The sequence below is a fragment of the Streptomyces sp. NBC_00442 genome, from assembly GCF_036014195.1.
Lineage (GTDB): Bacteria > Actinomycetota > Actinomycetes > Streptomycetales > Streptomycetaceae > Streptomyces.
Window position 1 is genome coordinate 2,369,595 of record NZ_CP107918.1, and the last position, 16,366, is coordinate 2,385,960.

12 protein-coding genes are annotated in these 16,366 nt (G+C 72.0%); 6 read left to right on the top strand and 6 right to left on the bottom strand.

Translation table 11 applies throughout. The annotated features are described in order from the left end of the window. Window positions 1-36: 36 nt before the first annotated feature. Both typA and OG432_RS10470 read right to left on the bottom strand, forming a co-directional pair. On the bottom strand, window positions 37-1,944 hold the full coding sequence (gene typA / locus OG432_RS10465) for a translational GTPase TypA (RefSeq protein ID WP_328310048.1): 1,908 nt from the start codon (window positions 1,942-1,944) through the stop codon (window positions 37-39). A 324-nt stretch (window positions 1,945-2,268) separates the two neighbouring features. Then, the gene (locus OG432_RS10470) at window positions 2,269-4,605 is read right to left on the bottom strand and encodes an ABC transporter family substrate-binding protein (protein WP_328310050.1); all 2,337 of its coding nucleotides are present in this window, start codon (window positions 4,603-4,605) and stop codon (window positions 2,269-2,271) included. A 322-nt stretch (window positions 4,606-4,927) separates the two neighbouring features. On the opposite strand from OG432_RS10470, the gene OG432_RS10475 reads away from it, so the two are divergent. From OG432_RS10475 to OG432_RS10490, 4 genes are read left to right on the top strand one after another with little or no spacing between them, the layout of a single operon-like run. Next, entirely contained in the window at window positions 4,928-5,221 is a 294-nt protein-coding gene (locus OG432_RS10475; protein ID WP_328310052.1) for a hypothetical protein, read from the top strand. A 19-nt stretch (window positions 5,222-5,240) separates the two neighbouring features. Beyond that, complete coding sequence (locus OG432_RS10480; RefSeq protein WP_328310054.1) at window positions 5,241-6,071, top strand: hypothetical protein; 831 nt, start codon at window positions 5,241-5,243, stop codon at window positions 6,069-6,071. A gap of 25 nt (window positions 6,072-6,096) precedes the next feature. Then, a complete protein-coding gene (locus tag OG432_RS10485; RefSeq protein ID WP_328310055.1) occupies window positions 6,097-8,049 on the top strand; it encodes a fumarate reductase/succinate dehydrogenase flavoprotein subunit in 1,953 nt (650 codons plus the stop codon). Then, on the top strand, window positions 8,046-8,816 hold the full coding sequence (locus tag OG432_RS10490) for a succinate dehydrogenase/fumarate reductase iron-sulfur subunit (protein WP_328310057.1): 771 nt from the start codon (window positions 8,046-8,048) through the stop codon (window positions 8,814-8,816). Before OG432_RS10485 ends, OG432_RS10490 begins: the two co-directional genes overlap by 4 nt. A 33-nt stretch (window positions 8,817-8,849) precedes the next feature. Here the strand turns inward: OG432_RS10490 and OG432_RS10495 are convergent, their stop codons facing one another. Continuing rightward, window positions 8,850-9,896 (bottom strand): glycosyl hydrolase family 18 protein, encoded by a 1,047-nt coding sequence (locus OG432_RS10495; RefSeq protein WP_328310059.1) that lies wholly within the window; start codon window positions 9,894-9,896, stop codon window positions 8,850-8,852. Between the two features lie 414 nt (window positions 9,897-10,310). Between OG432_RS10495 and OG432_RS10500 the strand changes: the two genes are divergently transcribed. Further along, window positions 10,311-11,969 carry a TPM domain-containing protein gene (locus OG432_RS10500; RefSeq protein ID WP_328310061.1) on the top strand — a complete coding sequence of 553 codons (1,659 nt, stop codon included), beginning with the start codon at window positions 10,311-10,313 and terminating at the stop codon, window positions 11,967-11,969. 49 nt (window positions 11,970-12,018) lie between these two features. Then, window positions 12,019-12,711, top strand: a complete 693-nt coding sequence (locus OG432_RS10505) for a PspA/IM30 family protein (protein ID WP_328310063.1) — start codon at window positions 12,019-12,021, stop codon at window positions 12,709-12,711. Between the two features lie 49 nt (window positions 12,712-12,760). Here OG432_RS10505 and OG432_RS10510 read toward each other — a convergent pair whose 3' ends face one another. From OG432_RS10510 to OG432_RS10520, 3 genes are all read right to left on the bottom strand, one after another. Continuing rightward, the gene (locus OG432_RS10510) at window positions 12,761-15,298 is read right to left on the bottom strand and encodes a SpoIIE family protein phosphatase (RefSeq protein WP_328310065.1); all 2,538 of its coding nucleotides are present in this window, start codon (window positions 15,296-15,298) and stop codon (window positions 12,761-12,763) included. Window positions 15,299-15,463: 165 nt separating this feature from the next. Continuing rightward, window positions 15,464-15,868, bottom strand: a complete 405-nt coding sequence (locus tag OG432_RS10515; protein WP_328310067.1) for an ATP-binding protein — start codon at window positions 15,866-15,868, stop codon at window positions 15,464-15,466. A 93-nt stretch (window positions 15,869-15,961) separates the two neighbouring features. After that, window positions 15,962-16,363 (bottom strand): (deoxy)nucleoside triphosphate pyrophosphohydrolase, encoded by a 402-nt coding sequence (locus OG432_RS10520; RefSeq protein WP_328310069.1) that lies wholly within the window; start codon window positions 16,361-16,363, stop codon window positions 15,962-15,964. Between the last annotated feature and the right edge of the window lie 3 nt (window positions 16,364-16,366).

Genomic DNA, 16,366 nt, shown 5'->3' on the forward strand with positions numbered 1-16,366 from the left:
TGAGCGGGAGCCGGGCCTTCGGGCGTACGGGGTACGTCAGTTCCGCTTGGCGCGCGACGCGGTGCGGCCGCGCTCCTTGGCGTCCAGGACGACCTTGCGGATGCGCACGGCCTCCGGGGTCACCTCGACGCACTCGTCGTCGCGGCAGAACTCCAGGGACTGCTCCAGGGAGAGCTTGCGCGCCGGCACCACGTTCTCGGTGTTGTCGGCGGAAGCGGCACGCATGTTGGTGAGCTTCTTCTCCTTGGTGATGTTCACGTCCATGTCGTCGGCACGCGAGTTCTCACCGACGATCATGCCCTCGTAGACCTCGGTGCCGGGCTCGGTGAACAGCACACCGCGCTCCTGGAGGTTGATCATGGCGAAGGGGGTGACCGAACCGGCGCGGTCGGCCACGAGCGAGCCGTTGTTACGGGTCGTCAGGGTGCCGAACCACGGCTCGTGGCCCTCGTGGATCGAGTGGGCGATACCGGTGCCGCGGGTGTTCGTGAGGAACTCCGTACGGAAGCCGATGAGGCCACGGGAGGGAACGACGAACTCCATGCGGACCCAGCCGGAACCGTGGTTGGACATGTTGTCCATGCGGCCCTTGCGGACGCCCATGAGCTGCGTGACCGCGCCCATGTGCTCCTCGGGGACGTCCACGGTGAGGCGCTCGACCGGCTCGTGGGTCTTGCCGTCGACCTGCTTGGTGACCACCTGCGGCTTGCCGATGGTCAGCTCGAAGCCCTCGCGGCGCATCTGCTCGACCAGGATGGCGAGCGCGAGCTCACCACGGCCCTGGACCTCCCAGGCGTCCGGGCGCTCGGTGTCGAGCACGCGGAGCGAGACGTTGCCGATGAGCTCGCGGTCGAGGCGGTCCTTGACCTGACGGGCGGTGACCTTGCGGTCCTTGACGGTCGCCTTGGCGTCCGCGCCCTTGCCGGAACCACCGCGGCCGACGAGCGGCGAGGTGTTGGTGCCGATGGTCATGGAGATGGCCGGCTGGTCGACCGTGATCAGCGGCAGCGCGATCGGGTTCTCCGGGTCGGCCAGGGTCTCGCCGATCATGATCTCGGGGATACCGGCCACCGCGCAGATGTCACCGGGGCCGGCCATCTCGGCCGGCTTGCGGGTGAGCGCCTCGGTCATCATCAGCTCGGTGATGCGGACGTTGGAGATCGTGCCGTCCCGCTTGATCCACGCGACGGTCTGGCCCTTGCGCAGCTCGCCCTGCTCGACGCGGAGCAGCGCGATACGGCCGAGGAAGTTGTCGGCGTCGAGGTTGGTGACGTGCGCCTGGAGGGGGGCGCTCTCGTCGTACTCGGGGGCCGGGACGCTGGAGAGGATCGTCGAGAAGAACGGCTCCAGGTTCTCGCTGTCGGCCGGGACGGTGCCGTCCTCCGGCTTGGTCAGCGAGGCGACGCCGTCACGGGCGCAGGCGTAGACGATCGGGAACTCGATCTGGTCCTCGTCCGCGTCCAGGTCGAGGAAGAGGTCGTACGTCTCGTTGACGACCTCGTCGATCCGGGAGTCGGGGCGGTCCGTCTTGTTGATGCACAGGATGACGGGCAGGCGCTGCTGGAGGGCCTTGCGCAGCACGAAGCGGGTCTGCGGCAGGGGGCCCTCGGAGGCGTCGACCAGGAGCACGACGGCGTCCACCATCGACAGACCGCGCTCGACCTCGCCACCGAAGTCGGCGTGGCCCGGGGTGTCGATGATGTTGATGGTGATGACGTCGCCGCCATCCTTGGGGTGGTACTTGACGGCCGTGTTCTTGGCCAGGATCGTGATGCCCTTCTCACGCTCCAGATCGTTGCTGTCCATCATGCGGTCGTCGAGCGACTCGGCGGCGTGCGCGGCGAAGGCGCCGGCCTGCTTGAGCATGGCGTCGACCAGGGTGGTCTTGCCGTGGTCGACGTGGGCGACGATGGCGACGTTACGGATGTCGTGGCGCGTGGGCATACTGACTGGCGCTTCTCTCGATCGTGGGATCAGGCGTCTGACGCGGTCGAGTCCTCGTCCGCCCGCCGGGCAGACAGGCCACGGCTGCCTCCATGGTACGGGGCGGCCGCACCTACGGCCTCCCGGGCCGACGTCGGCGATCGTGAGCGGGGGGTTCTGCGGGGGTTTCGGCAACGGTCTGCCGGGGGGTGTGTCGTAAGGAAACCCGGGTCATGGGGCGTACACGACCTTGCCCGCCGACGGGGTCGGCGGGCAAGGGACTTGAGCAGGTTCTGAGCTTGGAGCCGCACCCGCGGCCCGCTTCTGACCTGCTGGTTTGCTCTTCTAGTCCTGAGAGTTCTTCGATCCGTTGTGCGCCGTTTCCGGCTTCTTGAACCCGATGTCCTGGAAGCGCGGGGCGGCGAATCCGAAGGCTCCCGCATTGGCCACATTCGGTTTCACGGCGACCAGCTGCGGGCGCTGGTAGAGGGGAATCGATCCTGCCGCCGCCCAGATCCTGGCGTCGGCCTTGTGCACGAGGTCGCGGGCCTCGTCCTCGTCCAGCTCGCCGGCGGCCTGGTCGAAGAGCTGGTCGATGTGGTCGGTGCCGACCCGGCTGTAGTTCTGCTCGACGAGGAGCGAGCCGTCGGCCGCGGGCTCCGGCTTGGCGAAGATCGGCCGGTCGTCGGTGGCCGGGTAGGCGGTGCCGGGCCACGAGTAGAGCGCCAGGTCGAAATCGCCCGACGCGATGTGGTCCTTGAAGTAGCTGTCGTCGGCGACCTTGATGATCTCGGTGTTGATGCCGACCGTCTTCAGCATCGCCGCGACCTTGTCGCCCACGTCGCGCAACGACTGTGAGCCGGGGCCCGACGGCAGCACGAAGCGCAGGGTGAGCGGCTTGCCGTCCTTGCCGAGCGGGCCGCTCTGGGGCGCGGGCGCCGCGGTGCCCTTCGGGGCGTACGCGCCGGGGGCGCCGCCCTTGAGCCGCGCCTCGGTCTTGGTGTCCTTGCCCGCGCCCTTGTTCACCTGCTCGGCGGGCTCGCCGTCGAAGATCCGGGCCTGGCTCATGAGGGCGGCCTGCTGGAGCGCGGCGACGCGGCCCGGTGCGAGCACGTACGTACGGGAGCCGGCGCCCGACCCGGAGCTGCCGGGCTTGTCGTCGCCGACGATGTAGGTGCCCTCGTCGTCGGGGTGGTTTCCGGCCGCGGGGCGCTTGCCGTCCTCCGACTCCTGCTCGCCCTCGGGCTTGCTGCCCGCCTTCGCCGCCTCCTGCTTGGGCTTCTGCCGGGCGCCGCCGGCCGTCCATCCGGCGTCCGCGAGCAGCGCCCGCGCCTCCTGGGTGTCCTGGCTGCCGAGGGCGTCGCTGCTGTCGGTGTAGGCGTCCTGCCCAGCGAGGGCGAGGTGGCTGCCGGGAGGCTGCGCGGGCAGACCGAGCGGCTTGAGGACCGCCTCGGCGATCTCCTTGCGGTTCAGGGCGCGGGCCACCGCGCGCCGGACCCGCTCGTCGGCGAGCGGCCCGGACGCGCCGTTCAGGGCGAGCTGGGTGTACGCGGGCTCCAGGGTCTTGCGGACCGCGAAGCCCCGTAGCGCGGACTGCTCGGAGGCGTACGTGTCGACGGCGGCCAGGGTCTCCTTACGGGCCTGCCGCTCCGCCTCGGCCTTCTCCTCCTCACCGCTGTGGGCGATGGCCCAGGAGCGCAGCGCGGAGGCGGGGGTGATCGCGGCCCCCGGGCCGTGGGTGACGGCCCGGCCCTTGTCGCGTTCGGCGAGCGCGATGCGGTCGGCGTCGCCACGGTCGATCTCGGCCACGTCGACGGAGCCCGCGGCGAGCGCCGCCGCCCGCTTGTCGCGCGCCACGGCCTGCAGGACGACGGTGTCGAGCTTGGCGGGCAGGCCCCACCAGCGGGGGTTGCGCTCCAGGGTGACCGTGCCCTTGGCCCGGTCGGCCTCCTTGAGCCGGAAGGCCCCCGCGGTCGCCTTCAGCCTGGTGCGGGCGCCGTCGTTGAAGGCGTCGGGGGTGCCGGTGACGTCCTTCGGGTAGAGCGGGCTGAACAGGGAGCGCCAGTCCGCGTAGGGCTTGGCGAAGGTGACCTTGACCTCCAGGTCGTTGGCGCCCTTCTCGATCTTCTCGATGCGCTCGTACCCGGCGTTGCGCGCTGTCCAGTACGCCGAGTCCTTGCCGCTGAGGGCGCGCCACTGGGCGACGAAGTCGGGGGCGCCGATCTCGCGGCCGTCGCTCCACACCGCCTTCTGGTTGAGCTTGTAGAGCACGACCTGCTTGGGCTCGCGCTGGACGACCTCGGCGGACTCCAGGTAGTCGGCGTTGCGCTGCGGGCGGCCGTGGTCGTCCAGGGTGAACAGGGCCGGCAGCACCGCCTGGGCGACCCGCTGGGTCGTGGCGTCGGCGTCGGCCTGGAAGGTGTTGAGCGTCTCGGGCATCGCGTCGACGGCCCACTTCAGGGTGCCCCCGTCGGCGACTTGCGTCCGGGCCGCGGCCCCGATGTCCTGGGGCGCGGCGCCTGCCGCGGTCCCGCCGTCGGCGGAGCCGCAGCCGGTCAGCACGGGGAGCGCGAGCACTCCGCTGGTCAGGAGCGCGACGGAGCGCGACCGCAGAGAGGCCGCGGTCCGGATCGCCGCGACGATCCGGGGCGCCCTCCCGTTCGGGTCACCGACGTGGGACATGGCTTGTACCTCTTCGTCAGACTTATGGGGTTTGTTGGCATTTCGCGATGATCACACGTATCCCAGTCACTGAAGAGGACGCTCGCGCCCCGGGGGCGGCGACACGGCGGGACGGACCCCGAAGCCCACCCGTGCGGCCGAACGCATCCGCGAACGCGGCAGCCCGGACCACCCGGATGGCCGACACCGGCTCCCCAGGGGGCGCCCGGGGAACGTGCGACCCCACAACCCCGTGCACGCACCTTCACAACCGCGCATGTGAGGCGCGACACTTTTCGGCGCATGAACATTGCCACCCGCTCCGGCGAAAGGCAGGCAAGTCATGTCCCTGCACGACGAGTTGACGGCCACTCAGCACTGTCTGGACGACCTGGTGCGCGCCGTGGGACGCCTGGAGAAGCAGGTCGGGCACGGCCTGGACATCCGGCGGGTACGGACCGACGCCGACCACCTTCGCGAGAGCCTCGCCCTGCTCCGCGAGTCCGCACCACCCGGCGCACCCGCCCGCCCCGACCTGGTCACCATCCCCGACGCCCCGTACGACGCCTCGCTCTGGACCGACTCGGACGACGAAGGACTCGGGAGCACCCGGTCCCGCGGCCGGCGCACCCCCTGACCCTCCACGGGAGCCACTCTTGGCCACAGGCACGGAACCCTCTCCCCTGACCGGGGACGGCACCGGCGTCCACGACGCCGCACGCGCCGCGATCGCCCCCCGCCATCTGCGCACCGACCGCTGGTGGCTCGCACCGGCGGTCACCGCGGCGGGGCTGCTCGCCTTCGTCGTCTACTCGACCTGGCGGGCGTTCGCGAACGCGGACTACTACCACGCGCCCTACGTCTCACCGTTCTACTCGCCGTGCCTCGCGGACACCTGCGCGCCCATGCGGCACGGCCCGAACGCGGACGTCTTCGGCGGCTGGTGGGGCCTGTCCCCCGCGCTCCTCATCCTGATCTTCCCGCTCGGCTTCCGGCTGACCTGCTACTACTACCGCAAGGCGTACTACCGCGGCTTCTGGGCCTCGCCGCCCGCCTGCGCGGTGGCCGAGCCGCACAAGAAGTACTCCGGCGAGACCCGCTTCCCGCTGATCCTGCAGAACGTCCACCGGTACTTCTTCTACTTCGCGGTCGTGGTCGCCGGGATCCTCACCTACGACACGGTGCTCTCCTTCCGCGACGAGCACTACCGGTGGGGCCACATGGGGCTCGGCAGCCTGATCTTCCTGGTCAACATCGCGCTGATCTGGACGTACACCCTGTCCTGCCACTCCTGCCGGCACATCGTCGGCGGGCGCCTGCGGCACTTCTCCAAGCATCCGGTGCGCTACCGGCTATGGGGCTGGGTCGGAAAACTGAATGCCCGTCACATGTTGCTGGCCTGGGCGTCGTTGATCAGTGTCGCGCTCGCCGACTTCTACGTGTACCTGCTCGCGACCGGGGCGTTCGACGATCCGAGGTTCTTCTAAGTCCTTCCAAGTGAAAGCAGCGTAGATGACTCAGCTGGAACGGCAGCAGTGGGACGTCGTCGTGATGGGCGCGGGCGGCGCCGGCCTCAGGGCCGCGATCGAGGCCCGCGAGCGCGGCGCCCGCACCGCGGTGATCTGCAAGTCGCTCTTCGGCAAGGCGCACACCGTCATGGCCGAGGGCGGCATCGCCGCCTCCATGGGCAACGTGAACTCCGGCGACAACTGGCAGGTCCACTTCCGCGACACCATGCGCGGCGGGAAGTTCCTCAACCAGTGGCGCATGGCGGAGCTGCACGCACGCGAAGCGCCGGAGCGGGTCTGGGAGTTGGAGACCTGGGGCGCCCTGTTCGACCGCACCGCCGACGGCCGGATCTCTCAGCGCAACTTCGGCGGCCACGAGTACCCGCGCCTCGCACACGTCGGCGACCGCACGGGCCTGGAGCTCATCCGCACCCTCCAGCAGAAGATCGTGAGCCTCCAGCAGGAGGACAAGAAGGAGTTCGGCGACTACGAGGCCCGCCTGAAGGTCTTTCAGGAGTGCACGGTCACGCGGGTGTTGAAGGCCGCGTCCGACAGCGGTTCCGCCGCGGGTGACCGGGTGTCGGGTGCCTTCTGCTACGAGCGCGAGAGCGGCCGGTTCTTCGTCCTCCAGGCACCCGCGGTCGTCCTGTCCACCGGCGGCATCGGCAAGTCGTTCAAGGTGACCTCCAACTCGTGGGAGTACACCGGCGACGGCCACGCGCTGGCGCTGCTCGCCGGGGCGCCGCTCCTGAACATGGAGTTCGTGCAGTTCCACCCCACCGGCATGGTCTGGCCGCCGTCGGTCAAGGGCATCCTGGTCACCGAGTCGGTGCGCGGCGACGGCGGGGTGCTGCGCAACTCCGAGGGCAAGCGGTTCATGTTCGACTACGTGCCGGACGTCTTCAAGGAGAAGTACGCGGAGTCCGAGGAGGAGGGCGACCGCTGGTACGAGGACCCCGACCACAACCGCCGCCCGCCCGAGCTGCTCCCCCGCGACGAGGTCGCCCGCGCCATCAACGCCGAGGTGAAGGCGGGCCGGGGCACCCCGCACGGCGGCGTCTTCCTGGACGTCTCCACGAGGATGCCGGCCGAGGTGATCCGGCGCCGGCTGCCGTCGATGTACCACCAGTTCAAGGAGCTGGCGGACGTGGACATCACGGCCGAGGCGATGGAGGTCGGGCCCACCTGCCACTACGTGATGGGCGGCATCGCGGTCGACTCCGACTCCGCGGCGGCCCGCGGCGTGCCGGGCCTGTTCGCGGCCGGTGAGGTGGCCGGCGGCATGCACGGCTCCAACCGGCTCGGCGGCAACTCGCTCTCCGACCTGCTGGTCTTCGGCCGGCGGGCCGGGCTGCACGCGGCCGAGTACGCGCACTCACTCGCCGTACGGCCCCCGGTGGACGAGGCGCAGATCGACGCCGCGGCCGCGGAGGCGCTGCGCCCCTTCAGCGCCGAGGCCCCCGGGGACGGCTCGCCCGCCGAGAACCCGTACACCCTGCACCAGGAGCTCCAGCAGGCCATGAACGACCTGGTGGGCATCATCCGCAGGGAGGGCGAGATGCACCAGGCGCTGCGCAAGCTCGCCGAGCTGCGGGCGCGGGCCCGGCGGGCCGGGGTCGAGGGGCACCGCCAGTTCAACCCGGGCTGGCACCTCGCGCTCGACCTGCGCAACATGCTCCTGGTGAGCGAGTGCGTGGCGCGGGCCGCCCTGGAGCGCACCGAGAGCCGCGGCGGCCACACCCGCGAGGACTGGCCGTCGATGGACCGCTCCTGGCGCCGCGTGAACCTGCTGTGCCATCTGGCCGCCCCCGCCGAGGGCATGGCGCCGCCCGACCCCGAGCGCGGCCAGATCAGGCTCGTGCGCGAGGAGACCGACCCCATCCGTGCCGATCTGCTCTCCCTGTTCGAGAAGGAGGAGCTGGTCAAGTACCTCGCCGAAGAGGAGCTGAAGAGTTGAGTACGTACGATGCGAGCTTCCGGGTGTGGCGGGGGGACACCGGCGGCGGTGAACTCACCGACTTCACGGTCGAGGTGAACGACGGCGAGGTGGTCCTCGACATCATCCACCGCCTCCAGGCGACCCAGGCGTCCGATCTCGCGGTGCGCTGGAACTGCAAGGCGGGCAAGTGCGGTTCGTGCAGCGCGGAGATCAACGGACGACCCCGCCTGCTGTGCATGACGCGGATGTCGACGTTCGGCCGCGAGGACGTCATCACCGTGACTCCCCTGCGTGCCTTCCCGGTCGTACGCGACCTGGTGACGGACGTGTCCTTCAACTACGCGAAGGCACGGGAGGTCCCGGCGTTCGTGCCGCCCAAGGGGGTGGCGCCCGGCGAGTACCGGATGCAGCAGATCGACGTGGAGCGCTCGCAGGAGTTCCGCAAGTGCATCGAGTGCTTCCTGTGCCAGGACACCTGCCATGTGGTGCGCGACCACGAGGAGAACAAGACGGCCTTCGCGGGCCCGCGCTTCCTGATGCGGGTGGCCGAACTCGACATGCACCCGCTGGACGCGGCGTCCGAGGCGGGCCTCGACCGCAAGCGGGACGCACAGGACGAACACGGCCTCGGCTACTGCAACATCACCAAGTGCTGCACGGAGGTGTGCCCCGAACACATCAAGATCACCGACAATGCGCTGATTCCGCTGAAGGAGCGGGCGGTGGACCGTAAGTACGACCCGCTGGTGTGGCTGGGCAGCCGCATCCGCCGCCGCGAAGCCTGATGGTGCCTCGACACCTGACCACCTGGCGAGCCATCAGTTGCCTTCTTTGCTCCACCCTTTGCGGTAAGCGCCCCAGTCCTCGCCTCGCTCGGCGAAGTCGACGTACAGGGCGACGCCGAAGTGCTGACGGTGGCGGTCGGTGCGGGCGAGTCCGAGCCGGGCTCCGCGCACGGCCGCCTCCACGGTCTCGGCGGAGCCGTGGTGGGTCATGCTCTCGTCGTCGTAGAACGGCAGACCCATGAGCAAGTCGGTTCGCTTCGGGGTCACTTGGAGCGCGAGGGCCGTCTGCCGTGCGACATACCCGCCGTACAGACTCTGCAGGGGCATCGAGGTGTCGTACGACATCACGGCGATCTGATCGACGCGGCGGGCCACCTGGCCGAAATAGGCCTGTGACCACCACTTGCCGTGGCCGGTGAGTTCATCGGCGGCCGAGTGCAGCGCGGGCAGCGGGTCTATCTGGTGCGCGGCCACCGAGAGCAGGGCACCGCGGGGCCGGGTGAGGGCGCGCAGCGAGTCGAGCAGGGCGAGGTAGTCGCGGTCGCCCGACGGCAGGGGCTCCAGGTCGAAGTGCACGCCGTCGACGTGGGCGGTGTCGAGCACCTGACGGGCGCTGGTGACGACCGACGCGCGCGTCGCGGCGTCGTCGAGCCGCATCCCGACGGGCCCCTCGCTCGCCAGCTCGTCGCCGAGCCACGCCTGTACGCGCACGCCGGGCAGCCTGCGGTGCACGCCGTCCACCAGCCAGCGGGCCCGGGGGTAGCGGGTGGCGGGCAGGGTGCCGTCGTGGTCGAGCGGGCCGGTGTGCACGAACAGGTCCTTGATGCCGCTGCCGCGCACCTTGGCGGCGAAGGCGTCGAGGTCCTTCTCGCCCTTGCGTCCGTCGACCCAGGCGTGTCCCAGCCAGTACGCGTCCCGGTCGCGGGTCCTGGTGTCGGCGCCGGGGTCGCCCGCGTACTGGGCACGCAGGCCGACGCCTGCGGCGGCGACGGTCACGGCGAGCGTGAGGGCGGTGGTGAGCAGGGCCCTGCGGATCAGGCGCCCGCCCCGGCCGTGCCACCAGGTCCGTATCCGTGCCATGCGTACGCTTCCCCCGCCCCCTGCCCGGCTTACCGGCGCTCAGCGTAGCCGCGCCCGAGCCGGGCGGGGAGTTTGGGGCGAAGCCCCTGGAACCCCGGTTTCGTTTCGTCCGCGGACCGTGCCCGCGTCCCGCGCAGTTCCCCGCGCCCCTGAAAACCCCGGTTCGCTTTCGGGTGCGGGCCGGTGGGGGCCGGTCGCACAGTTCCCCGCGCCCCTTGGCTACTCGGGGCCGGGCAGCATGGGCCACCTCAGCCCGTCATGGGGGTGCCCCTGGCCCTTGAGGCCTTGGGGGAGAGGTGCACCCTCAAGTGGCCGCACGGGCGGGAGGGTGGGCGAACGGGCGAAATGGGGGGGCGGGGCGGAGCCCAGGGGTTCCGGTCGCGGGGGGCTGGTTCCAGCCATACGCTCGGTCGTGTGACGCCGCCCGCCAGAAGAGCCCGTGCCGCCGCCCAAGGCCTCGCGGCGTGGCCCCTGGCCGCCCACGGCGGAGCCGGGTCGAGCACGTACCTCGTGCTTCCCATCGGCGTCGTCGTCCTGGCCTGCGCGCTCGCCGCATACGCGTACGCCAGACGGAAACGGCGTACCAACGCACGGACCACACCCGCGAGTTCGGGCGTGCAGCCCCAGCCCGTCCCGCTCGCCGCCCCCGCGTTCGCCGTGCTCGACGCCGAGGTCCGCGCCGCACTGGTCGCCGCGGACGAGGCGGTCCGCACGAGCGCGGAGGAGCTGGACCGCGCGCGATCGCGGGCCGGCGCCCAGGCCGTCCGCCCGTTCGGCGAGGCCCTCGCCCACGCGCGGAGCGAGCTCGCCGGCGCGTTCCGGCTGCGGCAGGAGCTCGACGAGGGCCGGCCCGAGGACGAGGCGGCCCGGCGCCGCGTACTGGCGGAGATGGAAGCACGCTGCGAGGGGGCCGGGCGGCGCCTGGACGCCGAAGCGGCCGCCTTCGACCGGCTGCGCGGCCTCGGTCCCAACGCCGCCCAGGCCGTCGCCTCCGCCGAGGCCGCCTTCCGCGAGCTGACCACCCGTACCGGCGCCGCGGAAGCCACCCTCACCGGGCTGCTCCGGCGGTACGCCCCTTCCGCGACGGCTTCCGTGGCCCGGCACGTCGAAGAGGCGAAGGACCGTCTCATGTTCGCCACGACCAGCCTGGGCGGGGCCCGCCAGGCGCTCGACGCGGACGACGGCGAGGGCGCCGCGGTCTGGGTGCGCGCCGCCGAGGGCGCCGTCGCCCAAGTGGCCCTCCTGGTCGCATCGGTCGAGCGGCGCGAACGCGAACTGGCGGATGCGGCAGGGATGTTGCCGGACCTGCTCGCCACCTGCGAGGCCGCTCTCGCCGACTCCCGCCGGATGGTGGAGGAGGGCGGCGAGCCCTCCGCCGCCCTGCGCGAGCGGATCACGCGGGCCGAGTCCGCGCTCGCCGCCGTCCGCGAGGAGTCGACCGCCGGGCCCTACGATCCGATCGACGCGCTGCGCCGGGTCCAGGCGGCCGACACCGCCGCGGCGGTGAGCGAGGACGAGGACGCGCTCCCCCCACCGCCCGCGCGGGCGGTCCTCAATGCGGCGACGCTCGCCGCGCGGGCCTCGGTCGCGGGGGCCGGCGACCACATCGCCACCCGCCGCGGCGCCGTGGGCAGCCGGGCCCGCACCCGCCTCGCCGCGGCCCTGAGCAGCCTGGAATCGGCGCCGCCCGTCGCATCGGACCCGGTGGGCGCGCTGGACGCGGCCCGCGCCGCCGACGCCCTGGCCCGCGAGGCGCTGGCCCTGTCCGAGCAGGACGCGGCTGCGTACGGGCAGCGGGACTTCGCGGGTCGCACCGGCGACGGCGGCCTGGGCGGCGCCCTGCTCGGCGGGATCATCCTGGACGCCCCCCACGACGGCTCCTACACCGACGACGCCGATGGCTCCGACGCCTCCGACGCCTCCGGCGGCTCCGGCGGCTCCGGCGGTGACGACACCGCCGGCCGCGGATCCGGCCGCCCGTCCGGCCACGCCATCCGGGGCCGCCCCGGCGGGCCGGCATGCTTCGGCGGCCCCGCTACCCGGGCCCGCAGAGCGGGCGGCGGCCCATGGTGAGCGGCGGCGCGGCGGCGACTCCGGCCGGTCACGCGCGAGGAGACACGCCATGAGCGACAAGCAGTCCGTACTCGGCCGCGCCGTGCGCCTGTCGACGACCGACGTGGGCGCCCTCGTCGAGCGGGCCGAGGACCCGAGAGCCGTGCTCGACCAGCTCGTCCGCGACTACACCGCCGCCATCGCCGACGCCGAGCGCGCCGTCTCCACCACGCTCGGAACGCTGCGACTGCTCGAACAGGACCACGCCGAGGACGTGAAGGCGGACGGCGAGTGGGGCGCGCGGGCCCGGACGGTGAGCCGGAAGGCGGACGTGCTGCGCGCCTCCGGTTCGGACGCGGCGGCCGACGCCTTCGACCGGCTCGCCAAGGTGGCACTCGCACGGCAGCTCAGGTCGGAGCGGGAGGCGACGGCCGCGGAGCCCGCGATCGCCGCCCAGCGCGACCTCGTGGCCCGGCTCGGCGCGGCGCTCGACGGAATGCGGTCCCGGCTCGGCGAGCTGAAGTCCCAGCACGACGGGGTGCGGTCCCTGAGCCGGACGACGGGCGCCTCCGAGAGCGTCAACGCTCTCGACACCACCAGCGAGTTGAGACGTTTCGAGGACAAGGTGCGGCGCGAGGAGACCCGGCTGGCGGGCAAGGAACTCCCCGCCTCCTGCCTGGACGGCCAGTTCGAGCGGCTGGACGACCTCGGCGACACGGCGGAGGTGGAGGCCCGGCTCGCCGCCCTGAAAGCCACCACCTGAAAGCCTCCACCTTCCGGCACGTCTCCCGACAGCGTCACCTGACGTCTCGTCAGAACATGCTGAGGATCTGTTCCTCGGTCAGCTCCACCGGACCCGACTCCCCGTCCGGCAGGGCGAGTTCGAACCAGACGGTCTTGCCGCGCGGGGTGCGCCTCGCTCCCCAGGCGGCACTGAGAAGGCCGACCAGCTGGAGTCCCCGGCCGCCCTCGTCGGTGTCGCGAGCCCTGCGCCGCCTCGGCTGCACGAGCCCGGCGTCCCACACCTCGCACACGAGCGTACGGTCGCGAAGGAGCCGGAGCCTGATCTCCCCGTCGCCGTAGCGCAGGGCGTTGGTGACGAGTTCGCTGACCAGGAGTTCGGTGGTGTCGACCAGGTCGTCGAGGTCCCAGGCGAGCAGCTGGGTGCGGGCGAGTTCGCGGGCGCGGCCCACCGAACGGGGTTCGCGCGGCAGCCGCCAGTCGCCGACCGCGTCCACCGGAAGGCCCTGGATGCGGGCGAGCAGCAGCGCGATGTCGTCCTCGCCGTGCCGGGTGTCGAGCGAGCCGAGCACTTGGTCGCAGACGTCCTCGAGGGGGCGGTCCGGGTCGGTGAGGGTCTTGCGGAAGGCGTTGAGGCCCTCGTCGAGGGGGTGGTCGCGGGACTCGACGAGCCCGTCGGTGTAGAGGGCGAGCAGGGCGCCCTCGGGCAGATCGACCTCGACCTCCTCGAAGGGCTCGCCGCCGACGCCGAGCGGCAGCCCTGGCGGCACGTCGAGGAGCATCGCGGGCTCCCCCGGGTCGTCGCCCGGTTCGACCAGCAGGGGCGGCAGGTGCCCGGCGTTGGCGAACGTACATCGCCGGGTGACCGGGTCGTAGACCGCGTACACACAGGTGGCGAGGTAGACCTCGCCGAGGTCCGCGTCGCGGGACTTGTGGGCGACCCGCGAGGCCTGCTGGCTGCCGCCGGGCGCGCCGAGACCGCGGGCGATCTCGTCGAGGTGCGAGAGGACTTCGGCGGGTTCGAGGTCGAGCAGCGCGAGCGTGCGGACCGCGGTGCGCAGTTCGCCCATGGCGACGGCGGCGCGCAGACCGCGGCCCATCACGTCGCCGATGACGAGCGCGGTGCGGTGGCCGGGCAGCTCGATGACGTCGAACCAGTCGCCGCCGACTTCGGACTCGGCGCTGCCGGGGAGGTAGCGGCAGGCGATGTCGAGCCCGGCCGCCTCGGGGGCGCCGGGTGGCAGCAGGGAGCGCTGGAGGATCAGGGCACGCTCGTGCTCCCTGCGGTAGAGGCGGGCGTTGTCGATGCAGACGGCGGCGCGCGAGGCGAGCTCGGTCGCGAGCGCGCGGTCGCGTTCCCCGAACGGCTCGCTTCCCTTGGCGCGGGCGAACTGCACCAGGCCGACGACGGTGTCGTGGGCGACCATCGGGACGGCGAGGGTGGTCTGTACGAGGCCGCCGTCGGCCGCGGGCACGGTGTGGATCCGGGCGGTGCGCAGGGCGCTCGCGTACGGGGAGTGGAAGCGGTAGCGGTGGACGTCGCCGACGCCCACCTCGGGCTCGCCGCCGGCCAGCGGCCCGTCCGACACGGCGCTCGCGAAGGCGACCCTGCGCAGTTCGCCGCGCCCGTCGGAGCTTCCGGCGGCGGCGTCGTCGCCGGCGAGCAGCGACTGGTAGAGGTCGACGGACGCGAGGTCGCAGAAGCCGGGGACGGCGATGTCGAGGAGTTCGCGGGCGGTGGTCTCCAGGTCGAGGGTGTTGCCCATGCGGGCGCCGGCCTCGTTGAGCAGGGCGAGGTTGCGGCGGGCGTCCGCGGCTTCGCGGGCCGCGTTGTGACGGCGGGTCACGTCGATGCCGAGGCCGGCGACGCCGATGGGGCGCCCGGTGCCGCTGTGCACCCGGTAGAGGTTGATCGACCAGTGCCTGCGGTCGCGGCCCCCGGGCGCCGAGCCCACTATCTGCAGGTCGATGACGGACTCGCCGGTGTCCAGGACCCGCCGCAGGGCGGCGCCCATCCGGTCGGCCTCGGCACGGGAGAGGTAGTCGTGCACGGTGTGGCCGCGGTGTTCCTCGGGGGCACCGCCGAAGACGGTGGCGAACCGCCGGTTGGCGCGCAGCACCGTGAGGTCCGTACCGAACAGCAGGAACCCGTAGGGAGATTGACCAAAAATGGCCTGCGACGCGGCCAGGTCGGTCTCGATTCCGCGCAGAGCGCGTACGTCGACGACGATACAGAGCGCGGCCCGCTCGTCGGTGGCCGTTCGGCTCGGCATGACGTACAGCTCGGCGAGACCCTGCGCGCGTTCGCCGCCCTCGGGTGCCGGCACCCGGAAGGGGACGACGCCCGTCCATTCCTTGCCGTCGAGGATCTCGGCGACCCGGCGGTGACCGCGCGGGCGCAGCTCGGGGGGCATGAACGCCTCGACGGGATCGCGCCCGATCACGGCGGACGCGGCCAGGCCGAACTGCTCCTCGGCCCGTAGGCTCCACTGCTCGATCAGTCCGTCCGGGCCGATCGAGAACGAGGCGACGCGGATGTAGTCATAGATCGAGCCAGGCGGGCTGCTCTGCCACACGACATCGCCAGCCTGCTCAGGTATCTCGCTCACGCGACCGTCCCCTCCAGCTCACCGCACCGGACCGGCCTTGACCGCAGTATTCAGCACTACGGCCCCAACCGGCACGGCGTTCACGATCACATCCCGGTCTCGTTCTTTTCCAGCCGTTGTCGGCGGGTTCACGCGAGGGTTGTGATCGTCCGTCCCTCCCTCCTTCTAACCATGCAGAGCCAGCTCGAACCACACGGTCTTGCCCGTTCTGCCGCGGCGGGTTCCCCACCGCCGGGCGGAACAGGCCACGAGCTGCATTCCCCGGCCCCCCTCGTCGTCGATTCCGGCGGTTCGTTCGACGGGCGGATCCGGCAGCGGATCCGAGACCTCCACCAGGAGGGTGGTGTGGTCGGGCCGGTCCAGCCGGACCCCGATGGGCCCCTCCGCGTAGCGCAGAGCGTTGGTCACCAGCTCGCTGACCAGGAGAACCGCGACGTCGACGGCCCCGGATTCGAGGTCCCAGCCGCGCAGCGCGTCCCGGACGGCATGCCGGGCGGTCCGTACGGCCCCCGGCTCAGCAGGGAAGGTCCACTCGGCGCACTCGCCCGAGGTGTCGATCACGCCGATCACCCGCATCCGATGGTTCGGGGGGTTTAGAAACGATTAATAGGCACATACCCGGTAATTGGGACGTCCTATCCCCAAGTGGGGCGGATGGCGGCACTAATGACCCAGGTTCCCCAGAATGCGCATGGCTTCCGCGACCGCGGGACGGTCCTGGGGGAGCCAGTCGACGGCGTCCGCCTCGTCGGGCGCGAGCCAGCGCAGTTCGTCGTGGTCCTGGAGCGGGCGGGCCTCGCCGACGAGCAGCCGCGCCGTCCACGCGTGCAGGACGAGTCCGGGCCGCAGCGGCCACTCCCCGTCGATCCGTTCCATCGGCTCGGTCTCGATGCCGAGTTCCTCGCGCAGTTCGCGCACCAGCGCCTGCTGCGGGCTTTCGCCCGGTTCCACCTTGCCGCCGGGCAGTTCCCAGCGTCCGGCGAGCTCGGGCGGGGCGCTGCGGCGGGCGGCGAGCAGGCGGCCCCGGTCGTACACGGCTCCGGCCACCACCACGGTCTCGTTCATGCG

Bases quoted from the DNA above. Each gene is read 5' to 3' on its own strand.
- typA (WP_328310048.1), bottom strand. From the start codon at position 1,944: ATGCCCACGCGCCACGACATCCGTAACGTCGCCATCGTCGCCCACGTC.
- OG432_RS10475 (WP_328310052.1), top strand. From the start codon at position 4,928: ATGTCCCTGCACGACGAGTTGACGGCCACTCAGCACTGTCTGGACGAC.
- OG432_RS10495 (WP_328310059.1), bottom strand. From the start codon at position 9,896: ATGGCACGGATACGGACCTGGTGGCACGGCCGGGGCGGGCGCCTGATC.
- OG432_RS10470 (WP_328310050.1), bottom strand. From the start codon at position 4,605: ATGTCCCACGTCGGTGACCCGAACGGGAGGGCGCCCCGGATCGTCGCG.
- OG432_RS10520 (WP_328310069.1), bottom strand. From the start codon at position 16,363: ATGAACGAGACCGTGGTGGTGGCCGGAGCCGTGTACGACCGGGGCCGC.
- OG432_RS10485 (WP_328310055.1), top strand. From the start codon at position 6,097: ATGACTCAGCTGGAACGGCAGCAGTGGGACGTCGTCGTGATGGGCGCG.
- OG432_RS10505 (WP_328310063.1), top strand. From the start codon at position 12,019: ATGAGCGACAAGCAGTCCGTACTCGGCCGCGCCGTGCGCCTGTCGACG.